Source organism: Marinobacter alexandrii (genome assembly GCA_039984955.1).
In the GTDB taxonomy this organism is placed as follows: Bacteria; Bacteroidota; Bacteroidia; order Cytophagales; family Cyclobacteriaceae; genus Ekhidna.
The window spans coordinates 96954-117292 of record JBDWTN010000005.1 but is presented as its reverse complement, the minus strand read 5'-3'; the positions used below and the strand labels follow the sequence as shown (position 1 = coordinate 117292).

Here is a 20339-nt window from a genome sequence, read left to right as displayed (position 1 = left end):
ATATTATAATAAAATTGAACTTGTTGTTTGAACAACTACCCCTTTTTATCTCTTCAAAAACACCCACTTCAAACGACTGATTTATCAATTGGTCGAACTAATTAGTTCAAGTTAAGCTAACCCATTACCATTGCAATATTAATCAGATGATAATATTATTTAGTTATCTGCAAATTTTATTAAAATAGTCATTTTAGCTAGATTTAATTGCGAATTAATCTCACATACTAATGCGTTTTTATGGGATAGCTTAGCATTATCAAGTGATAATAAAGTAACCAAAAATTAAGCTTATGAAGAGTACCTCACGATTTGAAATTCCGATTTAGAATAACCTAATAGAACTCTCTCACATAAAATAGAGTGTCGATTAGATTCAATACTGTTTTAGCTCAGTCAGCTCATGGATTTGTACAGACTTTGAAGATGTCTCACAAATACTAAACTATTATTACTATGAGAAAAAAAGGAATATTTTTTATAATTAATGAAAGGAGGTCCAAAGGAAAATTGCTCTTGATCTCTTCATTCTTTCTGGCTTTTGCTGGGTTGCATAATTCAGCGCAGGCACAAATAGAAGAAAAAGTAAGAATTAATGGTTATTCAAGTTTTGAATATGAATACCGTCTCTCTGATGAGGGCAATAGTGATCCTAATGGTTCCTTCGATGCTGATCTTTTCGATATCGTTCTTAATGTGGATATAAGCTCCAGATTAAGGTTTGCTACAGATATTACCTGGGAACACGGAACAGCCACTGAAGAAGGAATTGGAAATGCAGCTGTAGAGTATGCATTCCCAGAGTATACTATAAGAAACTGGTTGAAGGTAAGAGTCGGAAAAATGTTTTTACCATTTGGAATTTATAATGAAATTCATACGGCAAAACCTGCCTTTTTGGCCGTTAAAGAACCATTAAGTACGAATAAGCCAGATAAGTTTGGAGCGGATGAAAGATTTTATCCAAGATGGGCCACAGGAATATCAGTGCTAGGTAATTTTTCAGTTAATACTATCAATTTTGAATACAATGTTCAAGTGAGCAATGGATATCAGGAAAACACCAATCCTTTTGAGGAAGATGATAATACACAAAAGGCTATTGCTGCTAGACTTTTAATGCAACCAATACCTGGCTTGAAAGTAGGATTTTCAACGTATTCAGACAGAATTACAGAATTGGATGATACAACTGGCGAGGATACTGGTGAAAGAACTAAGCTTAGTAGTTTTAGCACTCATGCAGAATACAGTGTAGGTGATTTTGGATTAGAATTTGAATACATCACAGGAAAGACTGATCCATCTGATCCTACTGATTTGAAAAAAGATGCTTTTGAGGGCATGTTATATTATACCTTGAAAGATAGGTTTACACCATATTTTAGATATGAATACTTAGATCCAGATAAGGATGTAGAGGATGATACAGCAAACATGTTGAGCTTCGGTTTAAACACGCTTGTAGATAAAAACTACTTCCTTAAGCTTCAGTATAACCGAATTAGTTCTGGTGAAGCAAATGCAAGGTTTAATGCTGTTGATTTTTCAGAATTTCAAGCAGCAGTGGTACTTGGTTTCTAATCATAAAAACAATTAAAATGAAATATTCAATAAAAACTATATCAATATTTTTGATTTTAATCGTGATTTCTGTGATTAAATCAAATGCTCAGGAAGGATACGTTGCAATTGCAAATTCTAGTGTAGTCGAAGGATCATTATCGAAGAGTGAGTTAAGAAGAATTTACTTTGGTTTTACCACGCAGTGGAAAAACTTTGAAAAGGTAAAGCCAGCTTACCAGGTATTAGAATATCCGAATTTTTGGGAAGCTATCTCAACATCTGAAAGTAAGTTTAAGAGTTTTTGGACTAAGCGAGTTTTTTCTGGTAACGGAGTTGCTCCACGTGATTTTGATGACTCCAAATCATTGATAGACTATGTCAATAATACGAAAGGTGCTATTGGAATAATTCCTGTTTCAATAAAATCATCTATCGGTCCTGAATGTAAAGTCATCTCAATCCAATAAACTATGAAAAACGTTTTTCCAAAGATTAAGCTAGGTGTTGGTCGAAGAATTGCCTTTGGTTATGCGTTAATCATAGTGCTTACCTCTATAGGTGGTTTTTATGGAGTTTTTATTCTTCAAAAAAGCAGATCGATTGATAGAGAAGTGACTGAGTATTATCTGCCTTTGGTAGATAAACTAGAAAAGTTAAACCTGGTTATTAATTCATCTGAGAAGCTGATAAATAACTGGGTTTTCTCACCCGATATGGATGAAAAGGAAGAATTAAAGAAAATCCATCAAGTAGGATTTTCTTCAATCCAGAGCGACATTTTGGCAATTCAGGAAATACGTGAAAACGAACTTCTCGATGACAGTCTTCAAATACAACTTGATCTTATTAACGAAAGCATTGGTTATCAGAAGCAGATAATGACGATGCTAAATAGTTATAAGGACTATGACAATGATTCTATTGTTTTTGCAGCTCTGCCAATTCTGGAGGAGGAGATAACTCCTGTTCTCACTAGTGTTAGTGGTTGGATAAACAAGAAAGTCCAGGTGTTGCAAGTAAGATCCAATGACTTGATTCAGGAAAAATATCAGTCATTCAGTTCGGTTCAAACTGTAATCATGTCACTCACGCTTATTTCAATACTTTTAGGTGTGTTTTGGTCAATTTTTGCAACCAGATCTATTTTGAAGCCAATAAAAAGACTCAGTAATTTAATTTCAAAAATGGCGAGAGGTGAACTGCCAGAATGGGATTTGACTACTTCCTCCGACGAGATAGGGGACATGACAAGGCAGCTTCAAGAACTTAGAAACGGACTAGAAAGAACTACCTCTTTTGCACTAAAAATTAGAAATGGGAATCTTGGGACAGATTACGAACTCTTGAGTAACGATGATACATTAGGTAAATCATTAATTTCGATGAGAGATAATTTGAAAAAGGTAATCAATGAGACCAATGAAGTTGTAAAGCAGGTAATCGATCAGGGCAAATTGGATAGCCAGCTGAACCTTGAAGATAAAGAGGGCGCTTGGGCAGAGTTAAGTGGTTCAATAAATGATTTATTCGATTCAATTTCGATACCTATTAAGTCAATCGAGAAAATATTGACCTCAATGGCTCAAGGAGATCTTAGTCCTAGGTATACTGAAAATTCAAAAGGTGAAATAAAAAATCTTACGGATAGCTTGAATCTGGCTTTACAAAACCTCGGTGACCTATTGAATGAAATATTAAATAATGCCATCGTTATCGATGAATCGACATCTGAAATGCTCTCGAACGGAGAAGAGATGTCAACCAGTACAGGTGAAATAGCAAGTGCTATCTCTCAAATGAGTCATGGTGCTCAATCGCAGGTTCAAAAAGTAGATGAATCATCACAGTTGGTAGAGAATATCCTTCGCAGTTCACAAGAAATGGCATCCCGGTCCGAAGAAATTAATATTGCAGCCAAAAACGGTGTATCTAATAGTGAGAAAGGAACTCAAATAATCAGCAATGTGACATCAAGTATTGATGAGATAAAAGGAGTTTCTTTATCAACAAATGAATCAATGCAGGTTCTACTCCAGCGATCAAGCGAAATCGAACGTGTATTAGGAGTAATAACAGACATTGCATCCCAAACAAATTTACTAGCGCTTAATGCCGCTATCGAAGCGGCACAGGCAGGAGATGCAGGCAGAGGGTTTGCAGTTGTGGCTGAAGAAATACGTAAATTGGCCGAGGATTCAAGGAGTTCAGCGAAGGAGATCGAGTCATTGATTTCTGCCGTAAGCGGAGATACCCAAAAGACAGCTCAAATGATGGAATCAATGAGCCAAAGTGTGCAAAAGGGGGTGGAAGCCTCCAAAGAAGCCTCTATTGTATTTGAGGAAATGGCTTCCTCATCCGGTCAAACATTAAATCATTCTGAAGACATATTGAATTCCTCGAACATCCAGTCTGAGAAGATCAAAGATGTGGTAAATATTACTGAATCCATTGTCGTAATTGCAGAACAAACTTCGGCAGGAACAGAGGAAGTTGCATCCTCATCTACAGAGTTATCCGCCGGAATGACTAACTACATCCAAAAATCTAAGACACTAAACGATATTTCACTAAAATTGAAGGAAGGATTGAGTAAGTTCAAGCTTTCTTAGAGTTCGTAGTAAATGACAACAATTTCTATAGTCAATCAAAAAGGGGGAACTGGTAAAACAACCACGTCCATTAACTTGGGAAGTGCGCTCACCAAACTTGGCCAAAAAGTGCTGATTTTGGATATGGATTCTCAGGGAAACCTGGGTTACAGCGTCGGGCTTGATGATGGAGAGACCATTTCTGATGTGTTTGAGGGGAACGCCCAAATTCAAGATATAATTCAAGATCGTGAGGGGATGGATATTATTCCTTCTGATATGCGTTTGGTAGATATAGAGTTGTCATTAATTGAAATGGACGATCGTCACAAAGTCCTTGATTCATATCTAAGTAAGATCTCAAAAAAATATGACTATGTATTGATAGATTGTCCACCCTCTTTGTCTATTTTGGCAGTTAACGCACTTTATGCATCTGACAAGGTCATTGTTCCTATGCTTTTAGAAGTGCTCAGCTTACAAGGGCTGGATCAAATAATTCAAACCATTCAAAAAATCAATTCATCTTATAAAAAGAAATTGGAAGTTTTAGGCATTTTGCCAGTGATGGTAGACAAACGCAGAAAATTATCTGAAGAAGTTACGGATTATATTAAAGAGAATTACGATCTCAAAATCTTTGAATCCATGATACGAAATAATGTGAAGGCGTCAGAAGCACCTTCGTTTGGGCAAAGTGTTATTGCTTATGCTCCAAATTCAAACAGTGGCAAGGACTATATGTCTTTTGCAGAAGAAGTAATAAGATTAAATTAAGATTGATATGGCCCTAGGTAAAAATCTTAAAAGAAAAAAGCTCATTGAAGATGATAAACCATCTGTTAAGCCTAAAACAGCTAAGAAAAAAGTAGTAGCAAAGAAAAAGGAATTAATAAAAAAGCCTAAGGCTACAGTAAAAAAGCCGGCAACTAAAAAAGTTAGCTCTTCAAAAACTTCAGTCAAAAAAACTCCAGTTAAAAAGAAAATAGTTAGGAGTCCTAAAGTCCCAATACCAAAGTCAGAACCTGAGAAAGAGTCAGTACAAGTTGGATTACCTATCTATATCGCACAAGAGTTGTATGCTTTAAAAACTCAACTCAGAGAAAGATACAAGCATGAGCTATTAGAATTGAAAGGCAAGATGATTCAGTTTGTTGTTTTTGAAGTGGGAGGAGAATCATATGCCATAGACATTGAAGTTATCAAAGAGGTTGTACCCATGCCTCCCTTATCCAAAACACCCAATACACCAGATCACATAAACGGTATTGCCAATATTAGGGGGAATACTTATACTGTGTTTAATCTCGCCAAAAAGTTTAAGGTTTCGGGTGATGAGGTAGCTAAATTCTTACTAGTCTTATCGGATAATGATACAGCTGCAAGTTTGATGATAAGTACTCTACCGGTAACGGTTAAGATAAATGGAGATCAAATATCTGGCTCTATGCAAATGATAGAAGCAGCATCTTTAGATGTTTCTTATATCAAAGGAATCATTCAGCATGAAGAAAAACTACTATACTATTTAGATGTCATTGAACTTCTAAAAAATGATAAAGCAATTGTTGTTCCGGACAAACTCTCAAAAGAATAATGAGTAAAAAACTTCAAATACTGATAGTTGATGACTCAGCCTTTATGCGGCTTTTGATTTCTGATCTTGTGTCCGAGGACCAAGACATAGAGGTGGTAGGCACAGCAAATGATGGACTTGAAGCTACAAACAAAACAATCTCACTTCAACCGGATGTTGTGATCTTAGATTTAAACATGGGTGACTATGATGGCCTATATGCTGTCAAATCAATCATGAAAGAACGTCCAACACCCATTCTTATTCTCAGTTCTGTCGGGAACACAGACCTCCAACCTGTTTTTGAGGCGTTAAAAAGCGGGGCTGTTGATTATATGAATAAGCCCAATAGAAACAAATCTAAAATGCGTGAGATAAGTAAAGAACTTATCCAGAAGGTAAAGAGTGTATCTAGGGCTAAACCTCGCAAGATTGCGGAACCTACGATAGCTAAACCAGTTCAGTTATCTAAGAAAAATAGTAAATATGACTTGATAGCCATTGGCGCATCAACAGGTGGCCCCACCGCCATTGAGCGGGTAATCACTATGCTTCCGGCAGACTTTAATATTCCTGTTATTATTTGTCAGCATATGCCGCAGGCATTTATTCCACCTTTTGTTCAAAGACTAAATGCACTTACAGAATTGAATGTAGTTGCTGCAACAGAAGGAGATCAGCCAATGCCTGGTCGTGTAATGTTTTGCCCAGGTCACTCAAATTTGATTTTTCGAGCATCTAAAAAAACAGGAGTAATTGATTTTACAGACGAGAAGTACAAAGAATATAATAATCCATCCATCAATGCAATGATGCTTAGCGCAGCTGAAGTATACAAAAAGCGAATGGTTGGTGTCATATTGACCGGCATGGGAAAGGATGGAGTAGAAGGGTTGAAAGCAATTAAATTAGCAGGTGGATTTACAATTGCTCAAGACAAAGAAAGTAGTGTAATATACGGAATGCCAAAAGCTGCTCATGAAGCAGGAGCGGTTGATATTACATTAGATATTAAAGAAATTGGAAAGTATTTAGTCAAAAGCTTATAGTGAAATCCAAGGAAGAAGAATATCAACAGTTATTTCTAACTGAAGCCCTCGAAAATTTCGAGGAGCTAAACAAATTATTTGTTGATCTAGAAAAAGACCATTCCAACAAGAAGATAATTGCAAATATCTTCCGAATCGTACATACCCTAAAGGGAAATGCCATGGGCATGGGCTATGAAAAAATAGCCGATCTCTCCCACGTGGTTGAAGATGTTTTTGGGGCGATAAAGAATGGTGAAGTTTCTCTAGACAAAGAATTAGTTGACAGTCTCTTTAGAGCGAATGATAAATTAGGCGGGTTAATCAACGCAATTACTTCTGGAGATCGAGTAAGTTATCTCGGAATAAAAACTAAGCTTGCCGTATATTTAAAAAATGCCAGGGAGGATCAGCCATCCGAAAAACCTGAATTAGAAGAAACTCAAAACGATTCGACAGAAGAAGATTCGCAGGATGAATCTGGTAATACGACAATTGCTTTTGCTGATGTTGTTCAAATTCCCGTAAAAAAGATGGATGAACTCCTCAATATGGTGGGAGAGTTAGTCATTGAGAGAGATAGACTTATATCACTATTTGGTTCTGAGGGAAAGAGTACGTTAGAATTCGAACGAATAAAACGAATTTCCTCTAATCTCCACTACGGTGTGATGAATGTTCGTATGGTCCAAATGGGCTTTCTATTCAATAAATTTCATAGAGTCTTAAGAGATGCTGCCTCTACGGAGCAAAAAGAAGTAGAGCTTATTTTAAAAGGTACTGAAGTTGAAATAGATCGCAATATTCTGAAAATAATCAGCGACTCATTAATTCATTTGGTTAGAAATGCGGTTTCTCATGGAATTGAGAATGCTGAAGAAAGAAAAGATTCTGGAAAGGACCCAAAAGCGAGTGTCACACTAGATGCCAAGCTTGAAAAAGACAATGTCGTTCTCACGATTTCCGATGACGGAAGGGGTATAGATGTCTTTAAGATTAAAGAGAAAATAATCAAGCAAAAGATGGTATCAGAAGAAGTTGCGGAAAAATTAAGCGACAATGAGGTCATCAGGTACATTTTTGAGCCAGGCTTCTCCAGTGCAGATAAAGTAACTGAAATATCAGGACGTGGAGTTGGAATGGATGTGGTGAAAAAAGCTGTGGAGTCTATTGGAGGACAAGTCTTGGTAGATACAGAGCTCGGTTTAGGAACATCTATTAATCTATTGCTCCCCTCATCTCTTGCTTTGAAAGGAGCATTGCTGTTCGACATAAAAGATCAAGAATATGCGATACCATTGACTTACATTGATTCAGTTACTTACCTCAAGAAAGCAGATTGTCATCTCATTGGTGATAGTTTGATGGTCAATTACAATGATGAATCAATTCCTATAATCTCACTTGAAGGACTTTTATCTGTAACAGATTTTGTGTCAATGAGTCAATACGACGTAAGTCAAAAATTTGTCAAAGAAATCTCCGATGATGAAGAAATGAATGTAATAGTTGCTAGTCACTCTGGAAGAAAGATGGGATTAATAGTAGATAAACTTCATAGACAAAAAGAGATAATCGAGAAAAAGCTACCTAAACCACTAGATGTCAGCGCCTTGTTAAGCGGATCCACCATATTAGGTTCTGGAAAAGTATGTCCAGTGCTTGATATTTCCTCCATTATGGATTTGCTATTTCAGTCAACCACTAAAACACAAAAGTCATAGCTACTATAACAACCGATATGATAAGTGATGAAGAGCTGACAGCTCTGATGCAAGCCATTAATAATAGGTACGGGCTTGACTTCACGAATTACGAAAGCACTTCGTTGAAACGAGGGATTATTCGCCTGATGCTGAAGCATAACATGGAGTCTATCATCGAATTATGGTCTCTGGTTTTAAAGGATAATGAATTCTTCCTTGGTGCAATTGACGATCTTCTGGTAAATCTCACTGAATTATTTAGGAATCCTGATGTATGGATTAATCTTAGAGATAAAGTCATTCCCCTATTAGCTTCAAAATCGTTAAACATTTGGCATGCCGGATGTTCAACTGGAGAAGAGGTGTATACAATGAATATCGTTCTAGAGACACTAAACCTTCTTAATAGATCAAGTCTTACAGCTACTGATCTCAGTACAAAAGCCCTCAATAAGGCCAAGAATGGAGACTATTCATTGATCACATTAAAACAATATTTGGTTCCTTTCTTGAAATTTTTCCCCGATAGGAAAATGGAAGACTACTTTGATTTCAAGGATAAACACGCCACTATAAAATCAAAATACAGTACTAATGTGACTTTCAAAAAGCACAACCTTGTAATGGATCCAATGAATCAAAAATTTGACATTATTTTCTGCCGGAATGTAATGATCTATTTTGATGAGAAATTGAAGAATAGTGTATTGAATTTATTACATAGTTCTTTGAAAGAGGGAGGGTATCTTATCATAGGATACTATGATATTATGCCCGAGCATGGGAAGACACTATTTGGGATATATGATGTGAAGACAAGGATATATAGAAAATTATCACCAGTAAATAAATAACTTTAGATATGCGGATACTTATAGTTGATGATTCCACATATATACGATCCAGTTTAAAAACACTCCTTGAACAACATGGATATAATGTTGTAGGAGAAGCTAAAAATGGTGAGATGGCAATTGATCTCACCATGGAATTAAAGCCTGATGTGATAACATTGGATAATATTCTTCCAGATATGACAGGCCTGGATGTTTTAAAAACGATAAATACAAATGACTTTGATTTATATGTAATAATGATCAGTGCGGTAGGTCAGCAATCAGCAATTGTTGAAGCCAAGGAAAATGGCGCAAAACACTACCTAGTTAAACCATTCGATAATTCTGAATTGTTGAGTATCTTAAAAGAACTCGATGAAGAAACCTAATTGTTCGGCTAATGCCCTTAAAAGATTAACAATAAAGCACTAGATTAACCAAAGAACCACAAAACCATATTTGAGAAGAAAATGATTGCAGATTTAAACGAAAATGAACTAAAAGTAGCTACCAAATTGATTTTTGATGGCCTATCCATGGCAAAGTCATCAATGGAGCAAATTCTTCAGAGTCCAATCAGTATTGAGCAGATTGACTACTTGAGTGCAGAATTAGACACGAATCGATTTGGTGACCCCAACCAAGATGTTCATTTGATTAAAACCGAGCTAATGGGTGAGCTTAAGGGAACAAGTCACCTGATATTTTCAGAAAAAGAAGTATCAAAGCTTTATGAAGCTTGTTTACCTGAAAAAATCGCAAAAGATGATTCGAATGAAAGCACAATTATGAAACTCGGTTTTCTAACCGAAATTGATAATATGGTATCTGCAGCTGTCATAACAGAATTTTCAAATTTTTTAGATGCTGAAATTTATGGAAATGTTCCATCACTTAAAGTATTGAAGGCAACTGAATTAAATGAGTTTATAACAAAAGAATCAAGTGAATTCGAATCAATTATTCACTTTAAAGCTGTTTTTCATGGAAAAGAGCTTGATATTTGCCCGGACTTTATTTGGGTATTTCACAATAAATTTGTGGATAAAATAAAAAAATTAGTTTAAGTACACATTATCACCCAATCAGCATTATTACGTCAATTATTAATTAACAAAAGTGATAAAACTTAGAAAATGAGCAAGACAGTTTTAGTAGTCGATGATTCTATATATATGAGATCATTAATCAAGTCTGCAATGGAAGGTGCAGGATTTGAAGTAGTCGGAGAAGCCCAAAATGGCGAGAGCGCAATTGATTTAGCTGTACAACTACAGCCAGATCTAATAACGCTTGATAACATCCTTCCAGATATGATGGGTTTTGAAATACTTAAGGTATTGAAAGACGAAGAGGTGCCATCAAAAGTGATAATGGTAAGTGCAGTAGGTCAACAGACTGTAGTTAACAAAGGGTTGTCACTAGGGGCTTCAGAATACATTGTAAAACCATTCACAGAAGAGGATTTACTCAAAGTAGTTGAAAAAGTACTTGCATAAAACTATATGCAATTTTCATGATTAAAAGACTAACCAACTTACCCATACGCCAAAAATTTGCGGTGATAATTATCCCATTGATAGTTATCATATTGGCATTTGATTACCTTCAAGTGAGGTATCATTATCTCGATTTTTCCGATAGTCAAAGGCTGAATAAAGCCATTATTGTTGGAATTGAAATTAATCATGTAGTACATGAGTTTCAGAAGGAACGAAGCATTTCCTCTGGTTTTTTAGCAAATCAGGGTGAAAGCTTTGGTGTGAAACTAAGACAGCAGCGGCTAAAAACAGATAGTACGCTTCAGAAATACTACTCAGAGATAGCAACTAGTGATCTTGATGAGTTAGTTCAACTACATCGATCCGATTTAGACGAGCTCAATGCTTATTTTGATAAGATTTCTACGCTAAGAAAAAGTATAGACGAACACAGAATTTCTTCTGAAGAATCAATAAGCAGGTTCTCTGAGATTAATGACGTGGGTTTAAATACGGTTATAAAACTTATCGACGAAACCAGAGACAAAGAGGTTGCACAACAAATTCATGCAATTATTTACTTCCTAAAGTCGAAAGAGTATGCAAGTATTGAGCGGGCAATTGGAACTCAAGCTTTTTCTCACAATCACATTGATTTCGACTTATACAATCGCTTTACAACGCTTGTGGCAAAGCAAAATTCATATTTGGATGCATTTGAGATCATCACAAATCGAGAATCACTTGCCTATTATGATCAGATCGTAAGAGGAAATGAAGTTAAAGAAGTAGAGCGAATGCGAGAAGTTGTATTTGCGAATGATACACTTACTGAGGATCCTGATCACTGGTATGAAGTGAGCACCACAAAAATCAATTTACTTAAGCGAGTGGAAGACTACATGTCTGACGAAATACAAACTCAGACGGAAGAGATCTCTAAAAATTCGGTTCGTAACTTCTGGACCTTCTTAATATTGGATGTGACAATAGGTATCATTGCCTTTTGGCTAATGACAACACTTGTCACCAATCTATTAAAGAACGTAAGTATCCTCGAAGCTTTTACCAAAAGGATATCTGCAGGTGATTTATCCAAAAAGGTAGTTATCCCTACTAAAGACGAACTAGGTCAGTATGCAAACACATTCAATCGGATGGTTTTTGAGATTCGTAAATCTCAATTTGAATTAAGAAAGCAAAGAGACAAGGCCAAATTTCTATATAAAAATATCTATGGAGTATCGATGGTTGTATTTGAAAATATACAACAAGGTATATTCCTACTTGACAAGGAATTTAAGATTTCAAAATTTCACTCAAAAGCAATGAAAGAGATCTTCAGCAATGAACGAATTGCAGGGGAAAATTTCTCGAATTTTATGCGCCCACTCATCTTACCAAGAGAACTGGAGGCATTGGAAATGTTTATGAGACATCTTTTCAATGAGGATATGGATGAAGAGGTTGTCAATCAACTAAATCCTATTGATCAGGTTAAAATTCACACAGAACAAGATGGTATAGTTTCAACCAAATATATCAGAGTGGAATTTACCCGAATCTTTAGAAAAGAGAAGATTCAAAACATCATGGTATCTGTTTCTGATGAAACAGAATCTATCCTTCTTCAGCAACATTTGAATGAAGCTGAGAAGAAAAAACAACAAGAAACGGAAAGAGTACTTAGTATTCTTAAAATTGATCCTTCCATTCTTAGAGGGTTCTTGCACAACTCTCGTAAAATGCTTAAGAGTATTTCAGAGCGGTATGAGAAGAATGATAATGACGAATATTCTGACCTATTAAGTTTTACATTTGATACTATTCATAATCTGAAAGGAAATGCTGTAGTAATAGGAATGGAGTTGATGTCAGATAAATTCCATTCAATAGAAGATGCGATTACTGCACTTCAAGCTAAGAACGTTCGTGGTAAAGATTTCTTAGCAATCTTATACGAGGTAGATGAAGCTGATAGAATGATTGGTGAGATATCTGATATGCTATATAAGATTATCAATATCTACAAAAAATTCCCGGCAGAAGGAGATTCAGTGTCAAATATCATGGTCATTGATACACTGGAGCGTGGAGCAGAGCTAATTGCCAAGGAGCTAGGCAAGTCAGTTAATTTGACTTTTGATAACATTAAAAATGTGACCTTACCGGAAGTGTATATTGAGCCATTCAAGGATATGATGATCCAGCTTATTCGTAACTCAGTTGTACATGGAATAGAATCTCCTGATTCACGAATGAATGCTGGCAAAGCAATGATGGGAGAGTTGTTAATTGAATTATCAAGCATTGATGAAGAAATTTTCATAAGGTATAGGGATGATGGTCATGGACTTGACATGGATCTCATTAAAACACGAGCAATGGACAATGGAATTGTGACTGAGATGGACTTAAAGAAGATGGAGGAAGCTGAGATAGTAGATCTAATTTTTGACGAAGGATTTTCAACCGCTTATAAATCTGATGAACATGCTGGTAGAGGTCAAGGAATGCATCTGGTAAAATCTATTATTAGAGACATAAGTGGAGCTTACGATATTCAGTCAGTACCGGGGAAATCATTTGAAATGACCATTAAGTTGCCAATCATCAAAGGAGAGGAGACAGAAGAATGAAAAAGAGATTGTTAATCGTTGATGATTCTTCAGTTATGCGTAGAACGATTGAGAAAAATCTAGCTGACTATGATTTGGAGATAATTGGACAAGCTGCGAATGGATTGGAGGCCGTTCAAATGGTGATGGATAAAAAACCAGATGTTGTAACTTTAGATATTACAATGCCTGAAATGGATGGCATTGCATGTCTGGGAGAAATCATGAAAATTAATCCAGAGACTAAAGTAATGATCATTACAGCATTAGCTGATAAGCTCACCGGACTAATTGCGTTGGATAAGGGAGCAAGGGGATTTATGTATAAACCAGTAAATGCAAACGACTTGTCCAAAGCATTTGATAAATTATTGAAAAGGGATGGAGAGTAGGAAAGAAGAGTTTGAAGCTACCTGCAATTTGTTTATCAACTCTGTAAGCAATTATTTTAAGCACCTTACTGAAATCGACTCAGACATGAAGGTACCATACTTGAAAGAGTCTGATGGGTTAGTCCTGAAAGACTTTACGGGTATGATAGGAATTTCTGGAAGTAGGCAAGGTTTTGTTTATATCTCTGCAAATAGAGAGATGTTTGCCGATCTAATTAATATGTTTATTGGCATTGAAGATCCCTCAGAAGAAGACATACTAGATATGGCTGGGGAAATTTCTAACGTAGTAGCAGGTAATGTCCGCGCAAACTTGGGAGCTAACTTTATGATTTCTGTGCCTACAGTTTTTGAGGGGATGCCTACAGAATTGCAAATACCGGAAAACGTCACCATGTATGTAATCCCAATAAAGTGGAATAATCATGAAGCTTTTGTTGTATTAGGTTTAGATTGAGCTTAGATATAAATGAGAGATCAAAAACCTAAGAAGGTAAGTAACGAGTCGAAGTGGATCATCAATTTTGATAAAATTGAAGACAGCACAAGACGGAATTACTTTTCCGTATTACCGGAAGAGCAACGTCTCATGGAGTATTTCTCTGAAGCATTCGTTATCAACAAACCTAAGGGAAGTGTAGGAGGGGATGGTTTTTGGCTTCATGGTCATGATGACGATGTATACTTGGCCCTATTTACTTGTATTGGTGAAGGTCATTTAGCAAGCATGATGATTAGAATCTACATGAATGCTTTGAAGAAGATGGTTGAAGGCTATTCCATAGATTTCACAGGATCCATCTTACAGTTTTTGCACCGAGAAGTGCAAGCTCGATTCAAGGATAAAAACAATATTCTATTAAATACAAATGCCAATGTTGGCATTGTAAAACTCAATACCAAAACAAAAGCGATGGAATTTGCAGGAGCTAATATGAATTTGCTCCAGGTCCATAGAAGAGGTATTAAAGTAATTCAAGGCGAAGAAATTCAAGTAGGAGAAACAAGAGAAAATAGGCATAGCTATAGTTCTATTGCCCTTGAAGACACAACGGATTCCAATTTCTATCTATGCAGTACCGGTGTTTTCAATCTTATTGGAGGATCTGAGTTTAAAAAGCTATCCATAAATCAGCTAGGTGAATTCTTACGTGATAAACGTAAATCACCGATGGTTGATCAAAAGAACCTGACATTGCGGCACCTAACAGACTGGACCGGGGTTAATCGTCAAAATGACGATATAATGGTCATTGGCTTTAAAGCCTAAGCTTTTTCTAATACAGCTTTTTTCTTCTCAAGAAATTCATCGTAGGTGCTAAGGGTATCTGTATAACCATCAGGACGGAGTTCAAGTACTCTATTTGCGATAGTCTGCGTAAATGTATGATCATGAGATGTGAACAAAATTGTACCTGGGAAATCTTTTAAGGAATTATTTAACGCAGTAATAGATTCAAGATCAAGGTGATTCGTTGGTTCATCCAGGATTAACAGGTTGGCTTCTTGCAACATCATTCTGGATAACATACATCTTACTTTTTCTCCTCCAGAAAGCACGTTACATTTCTTCAATGTTTCTTGTCCAGAAAACAGCATCTTACCCAGAAAACCTCGGATGTAAACCTCGTCTTTCTCACCTTCAGAATATTGCCTCAACCAATCAATCAAATTTTCGTCCGACTTGAAATACGCAGAATTTTCATTTGGCAAATGAGCTTTGGTGATGGTTTGGCCAAACTTGAAAGTACCTGAAGTAGCATTTTGCTCCTCCATTAAAATTTCAAAAAATGATGTCACTGCTAAACTATCGTCACTCACTACAGCTATCTTATCACCTTTATTAACAAATAGGTCAAGGTCTTTAAATAAATGTGCTCCATTAAGTTCTTTAGTCAATCCTTGAGTCTCTAAAATTTGATCTCCAGCAGTTCGCTGTTGAGTAAAAATAATAGCAGGATATTTCCTATTAGATGGTTGTATCTCATCTACATTGATTTTATCCAGAAGTTTCTTTCTACTTGTTGCCTGCTTCGATTTTGCAGCATTTGCGCTGAAACGAGCAATAAATTCCTGCAATTCCTTCTTCTTTTCTTCAGCCTTTTTATTAGCACTAGAACGTTGGCTAAGAGCAAGTTGACTTGATTCGTACCAGAAAGTATAATTTCCGGTGAAGAGTTTAATTTGTCCAAAATCAATATCAGCAATATGAGTACAAACAGTATCCAAGAAGTGACGATCGTGAGATACAACAATCAATGTATTATTGAACTCAAGTAAGTAATCCTCCAACCATGAAATAGTTTGGATATCCAAGTCGTTAGTAGGCTCATCCAGAATCAATATATCAGGATTTCCAAATAAAGCTTGAGCCAGAAGGACTCTAACTTTCTCTGTTCCATTTAGATCTTTTACCAATTTATAATGATCTGCCTCTATAATACCCAAGCCGCTTAGAAGAGCTGCGGCATCAGACTCTGCATTCCACCCATCCATATCAGCAAATTTTGCTTCTAGTTCGGACGCTCTATTTCCATCTTCTTCAGAAAAGTCAGGTTTTGCATAAATAGCGTCTTTCTCTTTCATGATATTCCACAGCTCTTTGTAGCCCATCATCACTGCATCCAAGACAGAAACTTCATCATACTCATGATGATTCTGCTTAAGTACCGCCATTCTTTTGCCAGGCTCTATATTTACAGAACCTGAATTAGGATTGATCTCATCAGAAAGAATCTTAAGGAAGGTAGATTTACCAGCGCCATTTGCACCTATTATGCCGTAGCAATTGCCCGAAGTGAAATTGATATTAACCTCATCAAACAAGATTCTTTTGCCGTACTGTAAGGATATATTCTCTGTAGAAATCATAGACTTAATTGGATTGAACCGCGAATTTACGAATTCTAGTTACTAGAATGAAGTATTCTTCTTAATCTTGTTTATTGTTAACTTATAAAAGTAATAGCATACCCATGTCTAGTTAACATCATGCTCATAATTTGTTACACTGAAACAGCCTGTGATAATAAGCTCAAAAACTTAATTATGATCGTTACAATCTTCAACAAAAGTGAATGAACTACCAGAAATAGATGAGTAAAATTCCAAGTAAGGATCATGTACTTGATGCACGTAGAATAATGCGTGCAATTCTTTTAGCCTTTCTTTTAGGCGTCTCTGCTGTATTAGTTTCTTCTTTCATTGCAAATAGATTTGTCAAAGAACAGGCATTAGTAAGAACCGAATTAGATAATATTCTTGGTGATTGTAATAAGCAAAGGCTTCTCAGTCAATTTTTATCAAAAAACGTTTTCCTTCTGGATAATACTAAATCCATTAAAGATCAGAATTTAGTCAAACTCAGGCTAGATACTGCCCTGGAGTTATTCCACAAGACACATTATGAAATAGAAGCTGCCAACCTTCGCTTGAAAAACCTGGGACTTCAGATAAAAACCATTGATAGCTTATATGCACAACTAGAACCCTCTTTATCAGCATTGATTAAAAGTAGCTATGGAATTCAAGAAGAAGGAAACTTTAACACATTTCGCTTATCCATTATCAAACATGATGAACTATTTCTTCCACTCACAAGCGAACTTATAAACGAATATCAGTCCATTGCAAATGTGATCAATGAGCGCTTAAACACAAGGATACAGTTTCAGTATTGGCTTATCGGAGGAACTGTTATACTAGCAGCGACTCTCGTGTTTCTGTTTACTTTTCAACTTGTTAGTTCGAAGATTAAAAGCTACAAAGACGCATTTGAACCTATTGAAGAAGCTAAGAAGACTTATGAAAACCTTTTAGAAAGCACCCAAGAAATTATTTACGAATTGGATGCTAAAGGCAGATACACTTATTTGAATCAAGCCTTAGAGGACCTCTTAGGCTATTCCTTATCTGAATTGAAAGGAAAGAAATGGTACGACTATGTGCCTCCACGTCACAAAAAAAATATTCTTCTTTTTTTAGACGAGAAGATTCAAAACAAAGAAAAATCAGCTTACTATGAATTTCCAATCCTTGGGAAACAGGGGACTGAAATTTGGATTGGACATAGCATAGATTTTACGTATGATAAAGTAGGAGAAGTTATTAAGATATATAATATTGGAAGAGACATTAGAAATGAGCGTGAAAACTCTTTAAAAGAGGAAAAGTATAAGAATGGCCTCAGGCTTTTAAATGAACTTAACTCCAGACCCAACGAAGAGTTAGCCAAGAAACTTAGCGATGGTCTACAATTGTGCCTAGATTTTCTTGGTTTAGAAACGGGTGTAGTTAGTCACATTTGGATGGACCAGTATCAAGTAATCGCTTCATATCCTCAAAGGAAGAAAGAGGAATACAGCAAGAAATTTAAATTAGCTGATACTTATTGCGACATCACTTTGGCCCAAAAGGAAAAGCTCTTTAATGAGTCGAATATGAGTCAATCAATGTTCAAGGATTATCCCAGTTACAAACGCCAGAAAATCGAATCTTATATCGGTGCTGCATATAGGGTAGATGGAAAGGTATTTGGAACTATCAATTTCTCGAGTGTTTCTGCTCGAAGGACTAAATTTTCACAATATGAAATCGATTTTATCTCATTGGTATCAAAATGGGTTGGAAACCTAGTGGAAATTGAAGAAACAAAAAGTAGAACTAAAGAAGAACAACACTTACTGAAGACATTTGTGTCCAATGCGCCTGCGGCGATAGCTATGTTTGATAAACATATGATTTATATCTCAGCAAGCAAGCGCTGGTATGAAGATCAAAACCTACAAGAAGACATTATTGGTAAGTCTCATTATAAAGTATTTCCTGAAATAAAGAATGAATGGAAAGAAATGCATAAGCGAGCATTGCAAGGGGAGATCATCAAACCTGGGATAGAAAAATTCGAAAGGACTGATGGTTCCATACAGTGGCTTCAAGGAGAGATTCATCCATGGTATACATCAAAAGAAAAGATTGGTGGCATAATCATTTTCAGCAACGATATTACGGATATAAAACGACAAGAAGTTGAGTTAAGAACAGCTAAAGAAGAAGCAGAAAAGGCAGGCAATATTAAGGAGCAGTTTCTTTCTACTATGAGCCACGAAATTAGAACTCCTTTGAACGCAATTATTGGAACTACACACCTTCTTGAATTAGAGCATCCTGAACTTGCTAATAACAGTCGTTTAAAGATGTTAAAGTTTGGGAGTAACAACCTCCTCACTCTTATCAATGATATTCTGGATTTTCAAAAAATTGAATCTGGGAATCTGGAGATAATAGAAGAAGATGTCAATGTTCATGAGTTAGTAGATAATATAATTGAAATATGGAAAGCAGTCCCCCGAAATGAACAGGTATCTCTGAAAAAATCATATTCAAATAAACTTAGAGATTACTATGTATGCGATGGAGTTAGACTTACCCAAGTCCTCAATAATCTTATCAGCAATGCAGTGAAATTTACAGAAGAAGGAGAAGTCGAACTAGATATTTGTCTATCTGAAAACGGGTTTGTTCAATTTACAGTAAAAGATACGGGAATAGGTATACCCTCGGATAAGATTGATTTAATCTTTGAAAGCTTCAAGCAAATAAATAGCCAACAAATACTTAAGACTGGAGGAACTGGTCTCGGACTATCTATCTCGAAACGGCTAGTGGAACTTATGGGAGGACAGCTTCAAGTAACATCAAAAGTTGGTACCGGAACAAGCTTTTACTTCACAATTCCATTAGGTTTATCTCAAGCCAAAGCAACCAAGAAAAGTATTGAGAATACAGCTAATCAAGCTATAGATCTAACTATTCTTTTGGTGGAGGATAATCAAGCAAATCAGGAAATTGCAAAAGGATTTTTGAGTAGATGGGGAATAAAAGTAGATGTTGCAAACAATGGGGAAGAGGCCGTTAAGAAAATTACAAGTATGAACTACGATTTGGTTCTGATGGATGTTAGAATGCCTGTGATGGATGGCTATGAAGCTACGAAATGTATCAGATCAATGGATGACTCATATTTCAAAAAAGTACCAATTATTGCGTTAACAGCAAGTACGTTGGTAGAGTCAAGAATTCGAATGGAAAGCTGTGGAATGACGGAAATAGTTTCAAAACCTTTTGATCCGAATGAGCTCTTTGAAAAAGTAAATCGGCTTGGTAATGTCAATTTGCAAAAACTTAATCAACACGTTTCTAAAGAACCAAATAGTACTATAGATCTAACCAAATTCACGTTTCTAAATGAGGTTCTTGCTGGTGATATTGAGCAAATTATGACTGTTTTAAAGATGACTGTAGAATCTCTGGAAAATAATTTACTTGAATTAAATGAATTATTTGATTCAAAGGATAGAGATAAGGCCCATGATACGCTTCATAAGATGAAGTCTAGTCTGGCCAATGTCGACTTAAAAGATTTGGCTGCCCAAATTCCAAATTATAAGGCAGATAATTTTTGGAAAGAATTGAACCCATTTCTAAAGCTTGTAGACATAGAGTTAAAAAAAGTCAAATCATTTCTTTAGCACCTTATCTTTGCTTTG

The 20339-nt window shown here is 36.0% G+C and carries 17 protein-coding genes; 16 read left to right on the top strand and 1 reads right to left on the bottom strand.

Features of this window, described 5'->3' with window-relative positions; genetic code table 11:
- The first annotated feature begins 456 nt into the window (after positions 1 to 456).
- The 15 genes from ABJQ32_01345 to ABJQ32_01275 all read left to right on the top strand — a co-directional run bounded on the left by ABJQ32_01345 (position 457) and on the right by ABJQ32_01275 (position 15061).
- Entirely contained in the window at positions 457 to 1584 is a 1128-nt protein-coding gene (locus ABJQ32_01345) for an outer membrane beta-barrel protein (GenBank protein ID MEP5288261.1), read from the top strand.
- Between the two features lie 17 nt (positions 1585 to 1601).
- On the top strand, positions 1602 to 2033 hold the full coding sequence (locus ABJQ32_01340; GenBank protein MEP5288260.1) for a hypothetical protein: 432 nt from the start codon (positions 1602 to 1604) through the stop codon (positions 2031 to 2033).
- 3 nt (positions 2034 to 2036) lie between these two features.
- The gene (locus tag ABJQ32_01335; protein ID MEP5288259.1) at positions 2037 to 4175 is read left to right on the top strand and encodes a methyl-accepting chemotaxis protein; all 2139 of its coding nucleotides are present in this window, start codon (positions 2037 to 2039) and stop codon (positions 4173 to 4175) included.
- 12 nt (positions 4176 to 4187) lie between these two features.
- On the top strand, positions 4188 to 4931 hold the full coding sequence (locus ABJQ32_01330) for a ParA family protein (protein MEP5288258.1): 744 nt from the start codon (positions 4188 to 4190) through the stop codon (positions 4929 to 4931).
- A 7-nt stretch (positions 4932 to 4938) separates the two neighbouring features.
- Positions 4939 to 5751 carry a chemotaxis protein CheW gene (locus ABJQ32_01325; GenBank protein MEP5288257.1) on the top strand — a complete coding sequence of 271 codons (813 nt, stop codon included), beginning with the start codon at positions 4939 to 4941 and terminating at the stop codon, positions 5749 to 5751.
- On the top strand, positions 5751 to 6779 hold the full coding sequence (gene cheB / locus ABJQ32_01320) for a chemotaxis-specific protein-glutamate methyltransferase CheB (GenBank protein ID MEP5288256.1): 1029 nt from the start codon (positions 5751 to 5753) through the stop codon (positions 6777 to 6779). Before ABJQ32_01325 ends, cheB begins: the two co-directional genes overlap by 1 nt.
- A complete protein-coding gene (locus ABJQ32_01315) occupies positions 6779 to 8482 on the top strand; it encodes a chemotaxis protein CheW (GenBank protein MEP5288255.1) in 1704 nt (567 codons plus the stop codon). Before cheB ends, ABJQ32_01315 begins: the two co-directional genes overlap by 1 nt.
- Before the next feature lie 17 nt (positions 8483 to 8499).
- On the top strand, positions 8500 to 9318 hold the full coding sequence (locus ABJQ32_01310; GenBank protein ID MEP5288254.1) for a protein-glutamate O-methyltransferase CheR: 819 nt from the start codon (positions 8500 to 8502) through the stop codon (positions 9316 to 9318).
- Positions 9319 to 9326: 8 nt separating this feature from the next.
- Entirely contained in the window at positions 9327 to 9689 is a 363-nt protein-coding gene (locus tag ABJQ32_01305; protein MEP5288253.1) for a response regulator, read from the top strand.
- Positions 9690 to 9770: 81 nt separating this feature from the next.
- Entirely contained in the window at positions 9771 to 10367 is a 597-nt protein-coding gene (locus tag ABJQ32_01300; GenBank protein ID MEP5288252.1) for a hypothetical protein, read from the top strand.
- Positions 10368 to 10436: 69 nt separating this feature from the next.
- Positions 10437 to 10799, top strand: a complete 363-nt coding sequence (locus ABJQ32_01295; protein ID MEP5288251.1) for a response regulator — start codon at positions 10437 to 10439, stop codon at positions 10797 to 10799.
- Positions 10800 to 10816: 17 nt separating this feature from the next.
- Positions 10817 to 13420 (top strand): nitrate- and nitrite sensing domain-containing protein, encoded by a 2604-nt coding sequence (locus tag ABJQ32_01290; protein MEP5288250.1) that lies wholly within the window; start codon positions 10817 to 10819, stop codon positions 13418 to 13420.
- Positions 13417 to 13791 carry a response regulator gene (locus tag ABJQ32_01285; protein ID MEP5288249.1) on the top strand — a complete coding sequence of 125 codons (375 nt, stop codon included), beginning with the start codon at positions 13417 to 13419 and terminating at the stop codon, positions 13789 to 13791. The genes ABJQ32_01290 and ABJQ32_01285 overlap by 4 nt, the downstream gene beginning before the upstream one ends.
- Positions 13792 to 13876: 85 nt before the next feature.
- Positions 13877 to 14248: a chemotaxis protein CheX gene (locus ABJQ32_01280; protein ID MEP5288248.1), complete on the top strand. Its 372-nt coding sequence runs from the start codon at positions 13877 to 13879 to the stop codon at positions 14246 to 14248.
- Positions 14249 to 14260: 12 nt separating this feature from the next.
- Complete coding sequence (locus tag ABJQ32_01275) at positions 14261 to 15061, top strand: hypothetical protein (GenBank protein MEP5288247.1); 801 nt, start codon at positions 14261 to 14263, stop codon at positions 15059 to 15061.
- On the opposite strand, the gene ABJQ32_01270 is transcribed toward ABJQ32_01275, so the two are convergent.
- Positions 15058 to 16662: an ATP-binding cassette domain-containing protein gene (locus ABJQ32_01270; GenBank protein MEP5288246.1), complete on the bottom strand. Its 1605-nt coding sequence runs from the start codon at positions 16660 to 16662 to the stop codon at positions 15058 to 15060. The two genes, ABJQ32_01275 and ABJQ32_01270, sit on opposite strands and share 4 nt — an antisense overlap.
- A gap of 224 nt (positions 16663 to 16886) precedes the next feature.
- On the opposite strand from ABJQ32_01270, the gene ABJQ32_01265 reads away from it, so the two are divergent.
- Complete coding sequence (locus ABJQ32_01265) at positions 16887 to 20321, top strand: ATP-binding protein (protein ID MEP5288245.1); 3435 nt, start codon at positions 16887 to 16889, stop codon at positions 20319 to 20321.
- Positions 20322 to 20339 lie beyond the last annotated feature (18 nt).